Annotated in this window: 17 protein-coding genes, 1 other RNA gene and 1 pseudogene; 11 read left to right on the top strand and 8 right to left on the bottom strand. The window is 29.7% G+C overall.

The window, feature by feature from the left end:
- Positions 1-13: 13 nt before the first annotated feature.
- Together rpoZ and NL275_RS00300 are read right to left on the bottom strand one after the other, a co-directional pair.
- Entirely contained in the window at positions 14-322 is a 309-nt protein-coding gene (gene rpoZ / locus NL275_RS00305) for a DNA-directed RNA polymerase subunit omega (RefSeq protein WP_253300023.1), read from the bottom strand.
- Positions 323-381: 59 nt separating this feature from the next.
- Positions 382-678 carry a helix-turn-helix domain-containing protein gene (locus NL275_RS00300; RefSeq protein ID WP_253300022.1) on the bottom strand — a complete coding sequence of 99 codons (297 nt, stop codon included), beginning with the start codon at positions 676-678 and terminating at the stop codon, positions 382-384.
- A gap of 378 nt (positions 679-1056) precedes the next feature.
- Between NL275_RS00300 and purE the strand changes: the two genes are divergently transcribed.
- On the top strand, positions 1057-1548 hold the full coding sequence (gene purE / locus NL275_RS00295) for a 5-(carboxyamino)imidazole ribonucleotide mutase (RefSeq protein ID WP_253300021.1): 492 nt from the start codon (positions 1057-1059) through the stop codon (positions 1546-1548).
- A 455-nt stretch (positions 1549-2003) separates the two neighbouring features.
- On the opposite strand, the gene NL275_RS00290 is transcribed toward purE, so the two are convergent.
- The 3 genes from NL275_RS00290 to ssb form a co-directional block, all read right to left on the bottom strand.
- Positions 2004-2624, bottom strand: coding sequence for a ribonuclease D (locus NL275_RS00290; RefSeq protein ID WP_253300020.1), 621 nt, complete (start codon positions 2622-2624; stop codon positions 2004-2006).
- A gap of 386 nt (positions 2625-3010) precedes the next feature.
- Positions 3011-3178, bottom strand: coding sequence for a twin-arginine translocase TatA (gene tatA / locus NL275_RS00285; protein ID WP_253300019.1), 168 nt, complete (start codon positions 3176-3178; stop codon positions 3011-3013).
- A 222-nt stretch (positions 3179-3400) separates the two neighbouring features.
- The gene (ssb, locus tag NL275_RS00280) at positions 3401-3967 is read right to left on the bottom strand and encodes a single-stranded DNA-binding protein (protein ID WP_253300018.1); all 567 of its coding nucleotides are present in this window, start codon (positions 3965-3967) and stop codon (positions 3401-3403) included.
- 221 nt (positions 3968-4188) lie between these two features.
- Between ssb and NL275_RS02675 the strand changes: the two are divergent.
- The 3 genes and pseudogenes from NL275_RS02675 to NL275_RS00270 all read left to right on the top strand — a co-directional run.
- A pseudogene (locus NL275_RS02675) lies at positions 4189-4417 on the top strand (DNA mismatch repair endonuclease MutL); the annotation flags it as partial.
- A 199-nt stretch (positions 4418-4616) separates the two neighbouring features.
- Positions 4617-4950: a transfer-messenger RNA gene (gene ssrA / locus NL275_RS00275) on the top strand.
- 20 nt (positions 4951-4970) lie between these two features.
- On the top strand, positions 4971-5393 hold the full coding sequence (locus NL275_RS00270) for a ClpXP protease specificity-enhancing factor SspB (protein WP_253300017.1): 423 nt from the start codon (positions 4971-4973) through the stop codon (positions 5391-5393).
- 19 nt (positions 5394-5412) lie between these two features.
- On the opposite strand, the gene NL275_RS00265 is transcribed toward NL275_RS00270, so the two are convergent.
- Together NL275_RS00265 and NL275_RS00260 are read right to left on the bottom strand one after the other, a co-directional pair.
- Positions 5413-7152 carry a collagen-like protein gene (locus NL275_RS00265; protein ID WP_253300016.1) on the bottom strand — a complete coding sequence of 580 codons (1740 nt, stop codon included), beginning with the start codon at positions 7150-7152 and terminating at the stop codon, positions 5413-5415.
- Positions 7153-7203: 51 nt separating this feature from the next.
- On the bottom strand, positions 7204-9084 hold the full coding sequence (locus NL275_RS00260; protein ID WP_253300015.1) for an ankyrin repeat domain-containing protein: 1881 nt from the start codon (positions 9082-9084) through the stop codon (positions 7204-7206).
- A gap of 231 nt (positions 9085-9315) precedes the next feature.
- Here NL275_RS00260 and surE point away from each other — a divergent pair, with 231 nt between their 5' ends.
- From surE to NL275_RS00230, 6 genes are all read left to right on the top strand, one after another.
- Complete coding sequence (gene surE / locus NL275_RS00255) at positions 9316-10092, top strand: 5'/3'-nucleotidase SurE (RefSeq protein WP_253300014.1); 777 nt, start codon at positions 9316-9318, stop codon at positions 10090-10092.
- 49 nt (positions 10093-10141) lie between these two features.
- Positions 10142-11641 (top strand): murein biosynthesis integral membrane protein MurJ, encoded by a 1500-nt coding sequence (gene murJ / locus NL275_RS00250; RefSeq protein ID WP_253300013.1) that lies wholly within the window; start codon positions 10142-10144, stop codon positions 11639-11641.
- 3 nt (positions 11642-11644) lie between these two features.
- Positions 11645-14158, top strand: coding sequence for an AsmA-like C-terminal region-containing protein (locus tag NL275_RS00245; RefSeq protein ID WP_253300012.1), 2514 nt, complete (start codon positions 11645-11647; stop codon positions 14156-14158).
- Positions 14159-14342: 184 nt separating this feature from the next.
- Positions 14343-14792 carry a VUT family protein gene (locus NL275_RS00240; protein WP_253300011.1) on the top strand — a complete coding sequence of 150 codons (450 nt, stop codon included), beginning with the start codon at positions 14343-14345 and terminating at the stop codon, positions 14790-14792.
- Positions 14793-14987: 195 nt separating this feature from the next.
- The gene (locus NL275_RS00235; protein ID WP_253300010.1) at positions 14988-15587 is read left to right on the top strand and encodes a hypothetical protein; all 600 of its coding nucleotides are present in this window, start codon (positions 14988-14990) and stop codon (positions 15585-15587) included.
- Entirely contained in the window at positions 15562-15711 is a 150-nt protein-coding gene (locus NL275_RS00230; protein WP_253300009.1) for a hypothetical protein, read from the top strand. The genes NL275_RS00235 and NL275_RS00230 overlap by 26 nt, the downstream gene beginning before the upstream one ends.
- Positions 15712-15823: 112 nt before the next feature.
- Here the strand turns inward: NL275_RS00230 and NL275_RS00225 are convergent, their stop codons facing one another.
- The gene (locus NL275_RS00225) at positions 15824-16837 is read right to left on the bottom strand and encodes a hypothetical protein (protein ID WP_253300008.1); all 1014 of its coding nucleotides are present in this window, start codon (positions 16835-16837) and stop codon (positions 15824-15826) included.
- 160 nt (positions 16838-16997) lie between these two features.
- Here NL275_RS00225 and NL275_RS00220 point away from each other — a divergent pair, with 160 nt between their 5' ends.
- A complete protein-coding gene (locus NL275_RS00220) occupies positions 16998-17213 on the top strand; it encodes a hypothetical protein (RefSeq protein WP_253300007.1) in 216 nt (71 codons plus the stop codon).
- Positions 17214-17220: the final 7 nt, after the last annotated feature.

Here is a 17220-nt window from a genome sequence, read left to right as displayed (position 1 = left end):
TCTCTGTTAATTGCTAAATAAATGTAGATTTACTTTCAATTCTGTATTTTGAAGATTCTTCTTTATTGCTATTAACTAAATTGCCTTTAACATAACTTCTGCATCTAGTTACTAGTAGATTGAATAAATTATAAACACATACTTTTTTATTTGCTATTTCACGTAAAGCAATTGTAGTGTTTTTACGATTTTTTAGCTTGGCTGTCTGATCTGGCTTACCTGCTCCTGTATTTAAGTCATGTACCCTTTGACTTGCTAGAAGAACTAATTTAAAGCTATTGCTAACTTGTTCTACGCACTTTTCTACAGTAAATTCAACCATTTTATTACCTTAAATAGATCTAATAATATAAAAGAAAATATAATATGTCAATTCTAAATTTATTGTAATTCGATTTCGTATTTGACTTTTTCTAACTCAGGTTTTACTTCTTCATTTTTTGCTACCTTAATAATTACTGTATAATTTAGTTTTTTTAGAAAAACTAATAACCTTTCTAAAGAGAAACCATTTATTTTATCATTCTTAATTTGTGATACTTTTGGTTGATCAATACCTAGTATTTCAGCAGCATAAGATTGTGTCCAAGAGTTCTTTTCTATGATGCTTTTTATAATATTAATTAGCTTTTTTTTTATTTCCATACTACCTAGCTTATTTAATGATATTGTCTCCATAACTCTTCCTCGTTTATTTTATATACCCATTTATTATCTTTATTAAGAATTGTGAAAATACTACAGTACCTTAACAGTAAGGTACTGTAGTATTTTCACTAACTTCTTAATTAATTTTAAATTCTTATTTTATCTAAAAAATCATTTATAGCAAGAATAAAATTCTATTTATAATATTAATAGTATAAAAATTTTTATTTTATAAATTCGCTTTACATAAGAAATTTATAAATTGAAATCTTAAAAAAGTGCTTATTTTTTGTAACTTCTATTTTAAAAAGAATGAATTTGTATTTTATTCAAAAAAACAAAAATATTTATTGCTTTTAAATTAGCATTAATAAGTCATTATAAAATAAGTGAATAGATACTAAACTTATGATAAAAGAAACAAAAAAAGACGTAGCAGTTATTATGGGGAGTCAATCAGATTATGACACTATGATCTATACTATTGATGTTTTGAAGGAATTGGAAATTTCACATGATATATTAATAATATCTGCACATAGAACGCCAGAAAGACTTTTTGATTTTGCTAAATCTGCAAAAACAAACGGTTTTAAGGTCATAATAGCTGGAGCAGGAGGTGCTGCACATTTGCCAGGTATGGTTGCATCATTAACTTACCTTCCTGTTATAGGTGTTCCTGTGCGTAGTGAACAACTAAATGGTTTAGATAGTTTATTTTCCATAGTTCAAATGCCGAAAGGTGTTCCAGTTGCAACAATGTCCATAGGAGAAAATGGAGCATATAATGCTGCTATTACTGCCGCATCTATTTTATCAATTTCTAATGATAAAATTTCCCATACATTACAAACCTGGAGAAAGAACAAAACTAAAGAAGTGCAAGAAAAACCAATTTAAATTACTTTGAGTAGTTGTAGAGATGGGAATAGCAAGATTATATAGATAAAAAAGTTAATGGGAAAAATAGATTCAAGTCACATTTTCGAGAGAAATAATTAATTTGTGATCAGTACGATTTGGTATAGATTAAAAAAATACTCTGAAAATAAAGTGACACTATATGAAAAGCGCACAAGAGAATAGGTAATGAAAAATTTATTAAAACGGGAAATTTTAGCTACTGATAGAGACGATTAGCTAAATTCATTGATTTTTTAAAACTTGCAATTTGAAAAGTGGAAAGAAATTCAAGATTATCGAGTAAAATGATGAGAAAAATTATTAGCAAAAACAGATCACATTTGAGTAATAGTTAATGATTTATAATAACTAAAAATGTAGATTGAGAGAATATAATGCTAGTAAAAAAAATAATCATGTGCTTTGACATTGTTTTTTTTGCAGACAGACTTTTATGTTTGATGATTGAAAATATCTACATTTTCCCATCCCATAGAATCTAAGAGAATACGAGTAGGAAGAAAATCAAAGCATTTTTGAGCTAACTCTCCTCTATTTTCACGCTCCAGCATCAAATCTAATTTTTCCTTTATTTCGTGGAGATATAACACATCAGATGCAGCATAATTTTTTTGTTTTTCTGTTAAATTTTCATTCCCCCAATCGGAAGACTGTTGTTGCTTGTTTAACTTAACATTTAATAATTCTGAGCATAATTCTTTCAAACTATGACTGTTTGTATAGGTGCGTACTAGGCGCGAGGCTATTTTTGTACAATAACATGGAATTGCCCAAATTTTTAAGTAATAATGTATTATACTGATATCGAAGCGTGCAAAGTGAAATATCTTTGTTATATTTCTATCTTCCAGTATCTTTTTTAAATTTAAGGCCAAATAGTCATTCTTCAGTTGAATTAAATGGGCATTACCGTCTCCGAAAGATAATTGCACAAGACATAACCTGTCTCTATTGTGAAGTAATCCCATAGCTTCTGTGTCAACAGCTATAGAACTAACTTTGTTGGATAATAAGTCATCTGGTAAATCATTTTGATATAAAAATATTCCCATAGGTTAATCTAGTTGTTTAAATTACTAAAAAACAATCATAATGGAAAATAAGGATTAAGTATATAATATAGTAATGAAGGAAGTGGTATAGAATTAAACACAACTTTTTCTTGAAATACATTACTGAATACATCACGAGATAAATTAAGAGATATGGGTGTGTTGAAAATGAGCAAAAGAAAAACACTATAGCATAATGATAAATTTAAAAGTATGAAATACGCAAAAGGATGGGTTAAGCTTTCTTGCATTCAAGATCTTTGCCTTATGATAAGTGCGAGAATATATACTATTTTTACTGCACTAAGGTAAAGTTTGAACTACTTGTATTATGTGATTAATAATTAACACGTACTTTTCAGTACGTGTTATAGGGTGAAAAAAAGCTAACGATCTGGCTCATTAGATGATAATTTGTCCGAGTCCTTAAGCTCTTGCTTTAGGTTTTTAATGCCTTTTCCCAAGTCACCCATAACTTGAGGTAATTTTCCTGCACCAAAAAGCACTAAGATTATTATTAAGACTAGAAATAGTTGCCATGGTCCTAAACTCATTGTACCTCCATCAAAAAATAATAGTATATTAACCTTTAAATATTAAAACTTAACTTAAGTCAATAGATTATATCTACTTTGTTCAATAACTAGTAAAATACTTTTAATATTAGTTTTTTTAATATACTGATAGAATTGAGTAGGATAAATCCCTATATTTTAGGGTAATTCATATGTTTCTGAGGTAAAACTTATACCTTGTAATCTATGTGTCTAAAATTATTAAAAAGGTATTTCATCATCAATTAGTTCATTTCTTACTTCATCGTCTTCATATTTGTAATTTTGTCCTTCTTCGCCTGATTTGTATTGAACTGGTCCGTATTCAGAACTTAATGTCTTATTTCTTGTTTGATTATCTACATGTTTACCATCTTCCTTCATTCCATTTTCTTTTTGTTGAATTGATCTAGAATCAGAACTTGATGTGCTATTTCTTGAATCTAATAGAATGAGAGCACTGTTAAAATTATAAAGCACAACTTCTGTTGTATATCTTTCATTACCATTTTGATCAGTCCATTTTCTAGTTCTAAGAGAACCTTCAATATAAACTTTACTACCTTTACGTATAAAATCTTTAGCTATTCTGACTAATCCTTCACTAAAAATGACAATATTATGCCAATCTGTTTTTTCAGAACGCATTCCGGAAGGCTTATCAGTCCAACTTTCAGATGTAGCTATTGAGAAAGTAGCCATTTCTCTCCCATTTTGTGTGGTTCTAATATCTGGATCTCTTCCTAGATTTCCAATTAATATCACCTTGTTTATACTACCACCAGACATAACTATACTATAAATAAGTTTATATTATTCTCTTATATATAATTTTTTTGTCAAACGCAATTAAGTCTGAAGCAGTAATGAAAAATAGAGAAACAATAATTAAATTTAAAATATTCTACTAAATTAATACCAAAAGAGTAATATTTTTGTTTAAAGAAACTTTACAAATGTAAATCTGAATAATAGACTAGCCTTGAAATAAGGAAATTTAGGGCTATCGTATAGCGGCAGGAGAAGTTATTGAGAAACCTGCAAGTGTAAAAAGAGTTAGCAGAAAGTACCATCGATGTAGATAATAACAAGATAGAGACCAAGATAGAAAGTGGAGTGCGCAATCTAATTTTTATTATAGATAACGGTTTTGGTATAAATAAAAATGAAATAGATCTAGCTTTCACGAGTCATGCTACTTCAAAATTAAAAAATAATAACGATTTAATAGAGATTAAACAATATTTAAGATATACATCATGGTCAATCTTCATATGATCATCAGGTTATAAGTGTAATATAGAAAAATAAATTTTATAGCAAAGAAACTGGAGCGTATTTGTTTTTCATACGCTTCAGTAATGTATAAAAAACTATATCAAGGTTGAAAATCATACTGTTTAAAACATAAATTAGATTTCTTTCATCCAATTTTCATAAGATTGACAGTGGTTGAATATTTCTGTATAATATAAGCGTAGTTTTCTACTATGGCGATAAAATTACCTTGTAATAGGTGTATTGGACCCGAGGGCAGTACTCGGCGCCTCCACAGTTTCTTTTCATGGGGGCGAATTAGGCTCGACATGCATAGTAAAGATGGTAACTTTGCTCGGTTAGATACCACCGTTAAGAGTTCAAAATTTAAATGCAAACGATAACATTCGTTCTGCTGGTAATAATTTAGTATTAGCTGCTGCTTAATCTAGCACAGTAACTTAATTATTATAAAGCACGGTCTAGGGAAACACCGGGTAACAGAAGTTTCCCCTAAGGTTATATTGATAAAACTATGGCTGATGATAAAACAATAGATTATAAAAAACGCCTTAATCAAATCAAATTTCAGATCATTAAAGAGACATTAAGTGTGTTATCTAGTAAAATGTTCACTCCTTATCTGGAGGTATTATTTTTTACAAATTTTAAGGGAGTATCAATATCTGAGTATCTGAAAAAATTGTATCCAGATCAAATGCTGATTGTATTACAGTACCAGTTTGATAATCTAAAGGTTTGTGAAGATCACTTTAGTGTTATTTTAAGTTTTAGAGGAAAGCAAGAGCAAATAACTATCCCATTTTCTGCTATTCATAAGTTCCATGATAAAACTTCAGGAGATATTCTTATATTTGACAAAATTCCTGAATGTAAAAGCACTACAAAACCATCAAATGGTAGTATTATATCAATAGATCAACTTCGTGAGACGTAACTTTCCTCACTTTAGTGTATTAAATTGATTCAAATCCTATGTAATCCAATAAGCTAAAATCATCAAATTTTATTACTGGATGAATGTTCTGTATCACTTTACCAGTTATTGAGTTTTTAATTTTGAAATCACCATTATAATTTGAAATTGTAACTTCTAAATTTTGAAGATAGTGGTCATGATCTATTAATCCCTGATGATAATTTACATAATGAAACTGATCATGTTGAAAGAAACCAAACTCATCAATTAAAGTACCTATTTTTTTATTCTCACTAAAGTCCGATATTTCTGCACTAAAATCTCTTGAGGAAGTTCCTTCTGGGTGACCTTTTTTTAGCACAAGTAATGGTTGATAAGAGTTATATTTATCAAAGTTAAAATTTTTTTCTACTTTGATGTATCGAGTATCTATAAATTTATATTCAAATGGTAGATTTGCGTATTCTTGATCATATTTTTTATATTCAAAAAATAAATTTCCTAAATTATTACAAAAAGCTAACTTAACATCTCCGAAATTATCTTCTATCACCTTCAAAAAAAGAAAATCTCTAGGTATGATTACGTCTTTATTTGTAATATGGTTGCGTATATGCAATTCATTGTCGCGAAAGAAATATCCAATTTGAGAGAAAGCAGCTATAGTACCCGCTCCCTCTAAAGCTATATTTGCCTCATTTATACTTCCATGATCTTCTGCTTTAATAATTTTTAGTATCTTGTTTGTTTTTTTATGAGATTCAATGGTTGATCTTTTGTACATTTTAGGTGATTCTGAATTCTTGAATTTGTTTTGATCTTCTTCAGCTGATATTTGTAAAAGTTCAGCTTGATTCTTTACAATTTCGGTAGCGATTTTGAAACTTTCAACTTTATCTCTTGCAGTTTCAGCAGCAGTTTTTGCTCTTAAAGTATCATCTCTGAATGATTTAGTTTGATCTTCTATTTCCTCTATACTTCTTTTCATTCTTAAAGCTTTTTCTATTATATTATTATCAAGCTTATGATTCCGTATGTTCTTCGATACAACATGCTGAAAATCGTCGTTTTGCTGTAAGATTTCTGCTGTGTGGTGTGATAAAATTTCCACTAATTTTTCTTTATTATTATCGCTAAGTAAGTTAGCAGCTACAGCACTAGCTTGTGGGCTTACACCTCGTTCACCATCTCTACCAGGCTGACCATTCTGGCCAGCTGTGCCAGGAGCACCATCTTTCCCAGGATTACCATCTGCACCTTTTTCACCCTTCTCACCTCGTTCACCTTGGAGACCCACTGAACCAGTCGGACCTGCTGCACCAGTTTCACCTGGTAGACCTTGTGTGCCAGGATCACCTTTATCACCAGGTGCACCTTTCTTACCTTGTGGACCAGGCCTACCCCGAGGACCTATTTCACCTTGTGGACCAGCCGGGCCTGCTGCACCAGTTTCACCCTGTGAACCCTGTTCACCTGGCACACCTTTTACAGAAGCTTGAAAGGATACATCTGTTTTTAATTTTTTTGCTACTTCTTCAGGTTGAGCATCTGCACCTTTTTCACCCTTCTCACCTCGTTCACCTTGGAGACCCACTGAACCAGTCGGACCTGCTGCACCAGTTTCACCCTTCAGACCTTGTGTGCCAGGATCACCTTTATCACCAGGTTCACCTTTCTTACCTTGGGGACCAGGCCTACCCCGAGGACCTATTTCACCTTGTGGACCAGCCGGGCCTGCTGCACCAGTTTCACCCTGTGAACCCTGTTCACCTGGCACACCTTTTACAGAAGCTTGAAAGGATACATCTGTTTTTAATTTTTTTGCTACTTATTCAGGTTGAGCATCTGCACCTTTTTCACCCTTCTCACCTCGTTCACCTTGGAGACCCACTGAACCAGTCGGACCTGCTGCACCAGTTTCACCCTTCAGACCTTGTGTGCCAGGATCACCTTTATCACCAGGTTCACCTTTCTTACCTTGGGGACCAGGCCTACCCCGAGGACCTATTTCACCTTGTGTGCCAGGATCACCTTTATCACCTTTCGGACCAGTATCACCTGGCAGACCTTGTGCGCCTGGAACACCTTTTACAGACAATTTAAAAGATGTATCTGCTTTTAATTTATCTTTAATTCCAGTTTGTAAATCATTATTCTCTGCAAGTTTATCTGATAAAGATTTGTTACTGACATCCTTAGCAGTAAGAACAGCTGTTCCTAGTTTAGCAATTTCAGTTGTTGCAATCTCTGTTGCTAATTTGCTTCTAAAAAAAGGAGATTTTTTAAGAATCTCTATCATTGAATTTTTATCGTTAATAGTTGAACTTTTACTTTTAATATTTTTAACATTAAGAATAGCTGTTCCTAATACATTAGCTTTGGTTGTGACTAATTCAGTAGCTACGGCATCAGCTGTGGGGCTAACTCCATCTCTACCTGCTTGACCTGTAGCACCAGTGAGGCCTCGTTCACCCTGTGGACCTTTTGCTCCTCCTGGATTTGCAGCTAATTTGGTTGCTATTTGAGTTTGCAGATTTGTATTATCTGCAAGTTTTTCTGATAAAGTTTTGTCATCACTGTCCTTAGCGTTAAGTAATAATGAATCTAAACTTTTTCCTTGTTTATTTTTGCCACTTACAATAGATTTTACTAAACTATTAGCATGATTGTGATTGCTCACCAGTTCTTGTGCTACTATTGTACGAAGCGAACCGGCGTTTGTATTTTCAAGTAATATACTTGCGACTTCTTGAGGATCTGCATCTCTACCTGGAATGCCAGTTAGGCCCTGTTCACCCGGAGGACCTTGTGCATTTCCTGGATTCGACCTTAATAAAGTTGTAACTTTATCTTGAAAAATGTTATTATTTGAGACTTGTCTAGCTATTAAGTGTGTTTTATCAGCATTTAAAATTGCTGTTCCTAATTTTTCATCCATCTTTGAAATCACATTGTCTATAAAATCAAGTGAAAGCAATTGATTTAGTAATATTTGTGCAACACCAGAATAAATTGACAAAAAAGAACTTATTTCTTGATTTGAAGCTAAATCAAAGGGAGTTTTTCCGTCATTGTTATGAGTAAAAGTTTCAGCTCCTTTTGCTACAAGAAGTTTTACTGTATCGATTTTATTATTTTTGACAGCTAGATGCAAAGGTGTGTTGTTATCTTTATTCTTAGCATTAATTTCAGCTTCTTTGCCTAAAAGGTATTCAACTATGTTCCTGTAACCGTTGTAAGCAGCAGCATGTAAAGGAGTCCACTTATCTTTCTCGTGAAAATTAAAATCAGCTTTTCCTTGCTCTATAAGGTGTTTGACTATTTCTAATTTATTATCTTGAACGGCAAGGTATAAAGGAGTTTTATTATCTTTATTCTTAGCGTTAACATTAGCTCCTTTTTTTATAAGTAAAGGGATCAAATCTTGATCATTTATAGGTTTATTATCGTTATGATTTACAGCTTCGTGTAAAGGTGACCAACCATCTTTGTTTTCAATATTAACGTTCGCACTTTTATTAATTAAATATTTAGCTATTTTTGTTTGTTTATTTTGAATGGCAAAGTGTAAAAGAGTATCATCGTTGTTCTCTGAGCTGCTACTCTTAATGCACTCACTGTTGGTAGAGAGAGAATTTTGTATTTCTTGTAAATTGCCTTTTTGTATATAACCGAATAAATTATTCCATGTTCCGCTTCTACAACCCATGATAATATTCTTTTCAAAAATTAAATTTTAAAATCCACTATGAAGCACGTATGTAAAAATTCCTCTTGCTACTTAATTTAAATAACCATGCGAAAGAATTTTCTATATAATTAAGTCTTTTTATGTTTCTATAAAAGAAAGATTTATTATTCATAAATGCTAGTTTGCGCCTATTCTTAAACAGGTGAAAATAAATAGTTTTGTGTTAGAATAATAAAAAAGAAGAAAATTATGATAATATTAATAACAAATGACGATGGTTTTGAAAGTGAAGGAATAAAGCTAGTAAAAGAAATTGCGTCAAATTTTGCATCAGAAGTATGGATAGTAGCTCCAGATACTGAGAAAAGTGCATCAGCAAGGTCTATAAACTATCCAGCAGAAAAATTTATCAAAGTAAATCAACATGGTACAAGAGAATTCAGCACATCAGGAACTCCTGCCGATTGCGTCATAATTGCACTGCATAAAATTATGGACAAAAGACCAGATTTAATAATATCTGGAGTTAACTTTGGATCTAACGTTGGAGATGATGTCTGCTATTCAGGAACAATTGGTGCAGCTATGGAAGGTGCTGCAAGATTTATACCTTCTATCGCACTGAGTCAAACATACAATAATCGTAACGAAATAAAATGGTGCAACACAAAAAATTTTGCAGAAAAAGTTATTACAAAATTGATAGAAATTAGTTGGCCTAAAAATATAGTAATGAATGTAAATTTTCCAGCAACACAAGTAGTAAAGGGTATAGAATTTACAGGACAGGGTGAATATCATAGTAGTTGCAATATAACTTTTTGTGAAAATTCAGATAATTCTCTCAGTTTAAATTGGTATCGAAATAATGTGATTGGTAGTGAAAGTGTTGAAAAAATTAGTGAAGGATTTATTACAATCACGCCTATAAAGCTAGATTTCACTGATTATAGTACACTAAATCTTATGAAAAAAGATCATGCGGAAAAATTTTCTTCTATTAAGTTTCATGCAAAGTTATCTTAAAAATTACTAGTTTTTTTACTTTTTTTCCTAAAACTAAAAAAGAGGTCTGATGTTTAAAAGTATTTTTACTTTTGGTTTTTTTACAGCTATTTCGAGAATTTCAGGGTTAATAAGAGATGTGTTGATTGCTAGGACTATGGGAGCATCTTCTCTTACTGATATATTTTTTTCTTCTTTTCGACTTGCTAATTTATTTCGTGCATTTTTTGCTGAAGGGGCATTTACTACCTCTTTTGTTCCAATATATTCAGGAGAATCACACGATAATAAAAAAGCATTTGAATTTGCAAGTAGTGTAATATCTATTACATTGATAATTCTTATAGTTTTTTGCCTTGTTATGGAAATTTTTTCTCCCTATATGGTGAAAATTTTCACTCCTGGATTCTCTAGTAAAGATGATATTGCTTTAACTGTTACCTTATCTAGAATTATGCTTCCTTATATAGTATTCATTTCAATAGCATCATTAATTGGAGGAATGTTGCAAGTAAAACAACATTTTGCTTCAACAGCTATTTCACCAATTATTCTAAATCTCAGCTTAATTATAAGCTTATTTTTACCTTACATTCAAACTCCAGCTCACAATTTATCTATAGCTGTACTGATTGGAGGAACATTACAATTATTGTTTCTCATATTTAGTGCATATAAATTAAAAGCAAATTTTTCCCTTAGCATAAAGTTAGGTAGTAAAGTAAAATTATTTTTTAAGCGTGTAATACCTGCAATTATTAACAATTGTGTAACTCAAATTAGTGTATGGATTGACACAATTATGGCAAGTTTTTTACCGAATGCTGTATCTTATATATACTATGCTGAAAGGTTAATACAGCTACCACAAGGAGTGATAGGTGTTGCAATTGGCACAGTGCTTTTACCCCTCATTTCTAATAAAGAAAATGATGAAGAAAGTATAATAAAAATACAAGATAGAGCTCTAAATGCAGGATTGATACTAATTTTGCCAATAACTGCTGCTTTTATCATGATTCCCGATATAATTTTGCTTACACTTTTTTCTTACGGAAAGTTCGATTATAACTCAGTACAACAAACTGTTCCTACGCTAATAGCATTTTCTCTTTCTTTACCTGCATTTATTATAAATAAAATATTGCTACAGGCATTTTTTGCTAAAGGTGAGCTCAGAATACCAACAATATTTTCGTTAATATGCCTTGGAATTAATATTATATTAAATTTTTTATTGATGAATAAGTACCAACATACAGGAATTGCTGTTGCAACTTCTATTTCAACTTGGGTCAATTCTATTTTCTTAATTAGTTATTCTAAAAGAAATAGAATATATAAAGTGAGTCAATTACTATTATTAAATATTTTGAAAATCTTTATATCCACAATAATTATGTTGATATTCCTTTATGTTTTTCGTTACTTATCAGCAGGATTTTTCTCTGATAATTGGCTAATTCGCATTGTTTATTTAATTATTTTAATATTTTTAAGTAGTATTGTCTACTTTAGTACTCTTTATTTAATTTTTATGAGAAATTTGAACAATCTTAAATATATATAAGTTATGAAGTTTTTTATATATGCTGCATTATCATTCTTAATAGCATTATTCTTTATGCATACAGCTGTAACTATCAAAGACTGGAGCAATTATAAAGATTACATTACAGAAGAATTAGAGAAAATACATGGCGGAAAAGTACATATCATAGGAAAAATCAAAGCTTCTTTAATGATGCCAAAATTAATTTTACATAATGTATATATACAATATAATCAACAAAAGGAAAAAAAATTATCAGATCTAGTTAACATCAGTACAATTGAAATCAAACCCTCACTTTCTTCATTGTTTTTATTTTCATTCAAACCAAAATCTATTACGTTATTTGATGTAAAGAGTGATAAAAAGAATTTACTAAACATTATAAACACGAAAGTTAGTAACAAAATATCTAATATTACGATAAAAGAAAGTTGTATTAGCTTGCAAGCTAATAATATTAGTATTCAAGAGATTAATTTGAAGGAGAATGAAAAATTTTCAGGTAAAATAAAAATAAAAGATGCTTATTATAATTTTGCAGGAAAAATCAATGTCACGAAAAAAGAAATAGATATTGATATTCAATCAAATTTAATCACTCTATCGTTTAAGGGCAATAAAGATCAAGAAAAAATTAATGGTAATTTAGAGCTCACATTGAACAATAGCTCAAATTTAGTCAGTGAATTAGCTAAGGTTGTAAACTTCATCTTACTATCTAATTTTATTCCTAGTGATAGTATAAAGGTACTGTCTAGTATAAGTATGGATGAGAATGAATTCGTAATGAATGATTTAAAAATTAATTCAAATAGCCTTAAGGCAGTAGGTATAATACATAACGATAGGAAAAGTAATCACACTAATGTAAGCATAAATTTTAACGAAATTAATTCAGAATTTACAGAAAACAATTCAAAAAGGGAAATTAATGTAAAAGATTTATTAGAATGCTTTAAAAGAACTATACCAAAAGACTTGAGTTTAGACTTGAATATAGAAGCCCGCAATATTAGTTATAAAAAGAAAATATTTGATGATTTTCATGCTGTAGTGAAATTTAAGGAAGGCAAAGCAACAGTAAATGCATATCTTGAATTGCCAGGCATTAGTAATACTGCCCACTTATCAGGAAAAATCTCAAGTGATAATTTACTATCTAAATTTGACGGTAATTTTCAAGTTAAGGGAAATGATTTTGAATCTTTTATTTCATGCTTTTTTCCTTCTTTAAGAATGATAAAAAGTAAAAAAAATATATTTGCACTTCACTCTAAATTACATTTTGCACCTAGAATATTTGCTATATCAGATATAAAATTAATCAAAGATCAAGAATTTTTGCAAGGATCACTTAAGGTAAATTATAAAAAAAACCGCAATATAATAGATGGTGGTTTGAGTATATACAATCTGAATATAAATAAGTATAACTTAAGTAATTTATCTAAAGTACAATGGCTCAAGAGTTTTAAATATGATGTAAATATAAAGAGCAATTTTAACGATTGTATACTCAATGACAAAAGAATAAAAAGTTTAGATTTTTTACTAAATATAGAAAAAAATAAACTACTTTTCAATCAAATAAAGATTGATGGAAAAGACTTTGATACGAGTGGCAATATAGAAATACTGCTCGATCAGGAATATACTAAGCCTTTGTTAAATATTAACTTTAAAGGTAAGGAATTTAATGGAACCTTGATTACACTACCTAACTTTATAGAAAAGACAAGCAATTCAAGAAATGTAATAAATTGGTCAAAAAAACAACTTGATTTTTTACATGAAATAGAGCGTTTTGATGCAAATATAAATATCAATACTGAAAAATTCAAAACTAAATATGGTGTTTTACAAGATTTTTATTTCTCTGCATTAATAGAGAATAGCACGATTCAAATTAGACAAATCAGCTATATATTAAAAGATCAAAAAGCGTTTCTTCAGGGGTATTTGAGATCTGGTTCAATGTATACAAAGTTTTCTATTTCAGATCTAGAGGCTGATATTATTGGTAAAGTGATTGAAGTTAATAATATTAAAGGTAAAATCAATATAAATGGTGCAGTTAAAACTCATGGTTTAAGTTTTGATGAATGGGCTAATAATTATTCAGGAGAAGTAAAGCTTACAGCAAAGGAAGTGGAAGTTTTTAATATAGATTTAAATTCATTAGTTACAAATTTCATGAATGTGAAAAGTAAATCAGAAATTGCAACTCTTACTAGTGTTGAAATATATAAAGGTAGCACACCTTTTAGAAACCTTCAAGGAAAGGCAATTATTAATCAAGGTATATGCTCAACAAGTTTGCAATTTGAAATAGATCAATCATCTGGGTCAGTTTCTGCTAACTTCGACTTATCTAATTTTACTTTACATTCCATATTTAGATTGTTTTTTATAATACCAAATCATGATAGAAGTTTCATAGATATATATTTAGATGGTCCTATCTGGAAGCCTAAGGTAAATTTTGAGATAGATAAAATATTTAATATTTTAAAAGATAAGTTGTTAACTTAAAGATAAGTACATTGTACAAAAAATAGTTTTGCAAAAACTTGTTTTGAATTTATGTATATAAAGTAATTGCTATTATGTGAAATATTATGTATAATGTAGTGTTTTTTAAAGTGCTTAATATATGCTAATTTTATCAACGTTGTTATTCATTTGTGTATTTTTAATAAATATCACTACTAAACTGATGGTTTGTTCTTTGATATTTACCATTTCAGCATTAGTTGTTAATTGTATAACAGAACTATACGGTAAGAAAAAAGCACTCAATATTACGATCATATGTGTAATGTCGAATGCTCTCTTAGCATGGCAATCTATGAGTTTTATATTATTAATCTCTTTTGCATCACTCTTTATATCGCTTTATCTCAGCATTAGCTTGCTTGAAAGATTAAAATCATCATTCGATTTCCAAATAAGAAATTTTATTAGCTTAGCAACTGCATCAGTAGTTGATAGTGGTATGATAGTTATCAGCTTACTAAATAAATTTTCTATAACTAAGGTGCTGTTTATAGGGATAAAGGATTTTGTTTTTAAACTATCTTATTCAATGATAATAAGCCTTTGTGTATTATTAATTTTAAGTTCAGTTCAGCTAATATTTCAAAAAAGAATACTGGAGAACAAGTAAGTCAGACATTAACCTTTGTAACTTTCTTTTTAGCGTTCTAGGTTTAATATAATAAAAACTTCTGCTGCTATCTATTGTCCCTTTATTATCTATTAGTGTTGTTCAATTAGTAAACTTTTCATAAGCAGTGTAAGTTTTCAAAGAATGTTAATTATTTTATGCTAAAATAAGTCTTTAATTTAAAGGAGTTAACATGTGAAGGTAAATTGTAAAAAGGAATTAGTAAATTTTAGTACTAGATATAAAACAGAATTCTCAGAAGCTGAAAAAGCTCTAACGAACACTATAAAAGCTATAGGTAGTGGTAACTCTATTGATATAAACAAGAACTTTGATAAATGTTATGTGAACGAAGCTTGCAACAGGGAGGTATTTAAAGAAGGAAGTGAGTGTCAAGGTACAAGAAATAATGCTAATAAGACATATTATGAATTGAAGCAAATAATTGAAAAAAAGGCAAGTGAAGACTTCATTAATAAATTAAAAAAAGCAGTAGAAAACAAAATATCAGATGATCTTGAAAGAAAAACAAAATTTTATGAAAGTGCTATTGAAAAAGTAAAAGGGAAGTTAGATGAGTATTTAAATAAAGAAGAAGAAACGGGCATAAAAAAAGAGGCAATAGATGTAACACTACAAGAAATATTGATAGATACCTTAGAGAAAGTTACTATTAAGGGATCAATGTCAAATGACGAAGCTACAGCACATTATAACGTTGTGAAAAATTTTTATGAAGGAGAAAATATTAGAAATCCTTTGATTTGCGATGATAATTCTTGTTTTAATAGATAATTCATCACTAAAATTTGACAATGCTAAGTCTAGTTTTTTAGAGAATACAAAAACTATCTTAGATAACATAAAATTTGTAAATGACACTCAGGTTGATCATCAAGTTGTAAGTGATATTATGTAATATAGAAAAATAAATTTTATAGCAAAAGAAATGAAGCGTATTTGTTTTTCATACGCTTCATTAATATGCAAAAAATTATACCAAGCATTAAAAATGCTTGGTTTTCTTTGAATTAAAATTTTATTTCTGATTGATTTTTTGATTCTATATTAGAATTATTCATATCACTACTGGGACTACTATCGAATTCGAGCTGAAGTTCATCTGTATCATATAAATTTGTTTTCTTCCAGCTACTATCCTGTGTTTGTTGTACATATAAACAACTGTTCTGAAATGTATATAATTTTTTAAGTTCTGCAGATTGTTCTTGTAATTCTGAATATACGTTATTTTTATTGTTTGTTGTGATCAGCTCTTCTTTTGGTTTTTTAGAATATTCTGAAGTGACCATAAGATTGAGTATACTTTCCATAGAACCTAAGACTGTATCTTGATCGATATTATTGATATCACTAGGAGTAATACAAAAATCAAATTTTTTCTGTAGATGACATATAATCTCTAATAAAATGGGCTGAGCAAGTTTATTTATAGCAATAATTGAGTTTTCCCAAGAACATACATATGCTGAATCATTTTGTTCTCCATCTGCCATTAAAATCCCTTTTGGAATTTTTATCTCATTTAAATTTTTACCATTTTTATCAGGAAAAATATCAAAATCCATGTAAATGGCTTCTTGCTTTCCTGTAATTTGTTGAATGTTTTGTAGCATAACTAAGCGCATTGCATCTAAAATCACACCAAAGTGAATCCTTTTTGAAAAATTGTCACGTCTACGAGACGGATGTATGTCGTTGTACCTGTACTTTAAAACCTCAGAAATTGTAATTTTTTCTTCTATAAATGGAAAGGTAAAGTCAGTTTCACCCAATTCTATTTTGCTAAAATCAACTACCTTTATATTATCTACAGGACCTAATTTGTCTTTCAAATCTTGAATCTGTTCACTTTGCAAACCTTGGTCATATACTACTAGATGAATATCACGCTGTGGTTCTCTTTTCGCCCAGTTAACTAGTCTTTGCAGATATGGGTAGTTTTCATTATTTGGTACTGAATTTCCAAATTTTTTTGGTAACCATTGAAATACAAGCGGTGTAGTTTTTGATAACGTGTGCATGATTATAAATAGTTGCAATATAAAGTATTATTATAAATTTTTTAATAAAAATGTCAATATATTATAATAATTAATTTTGAATTTGTCTTTTAAGTGATATTAACATTGACGCTTTATACTTAAATGTTAGAATAAAATTGAAGGTTTTTAGAAAAAAATTATGGCAGCAGGTGGAAAAGCAAAAACAGCTAGTAAAAATAACCCTACTCAGCGTAGAAAAGCTGAAGATAGAATGTATCACGGTAAAAAAGTAATTCCTGTTAGGTTTATAAATCGTGATTTACGTATGAATTATATGTCTGCTCAATATGAAAATGGTAACTTGGTTGAAGATACAACTAGCGGTGATCCTATAAAATGGGAAGCTATATCGTAATTTGGGT

It is taken from the genome of Wolbachia endosymbiont of Chironomus riparius (assembly GCF_918315375.1).
This window is presented reverse-complemented; position numbering and strand designations above follow the sequence as displayed.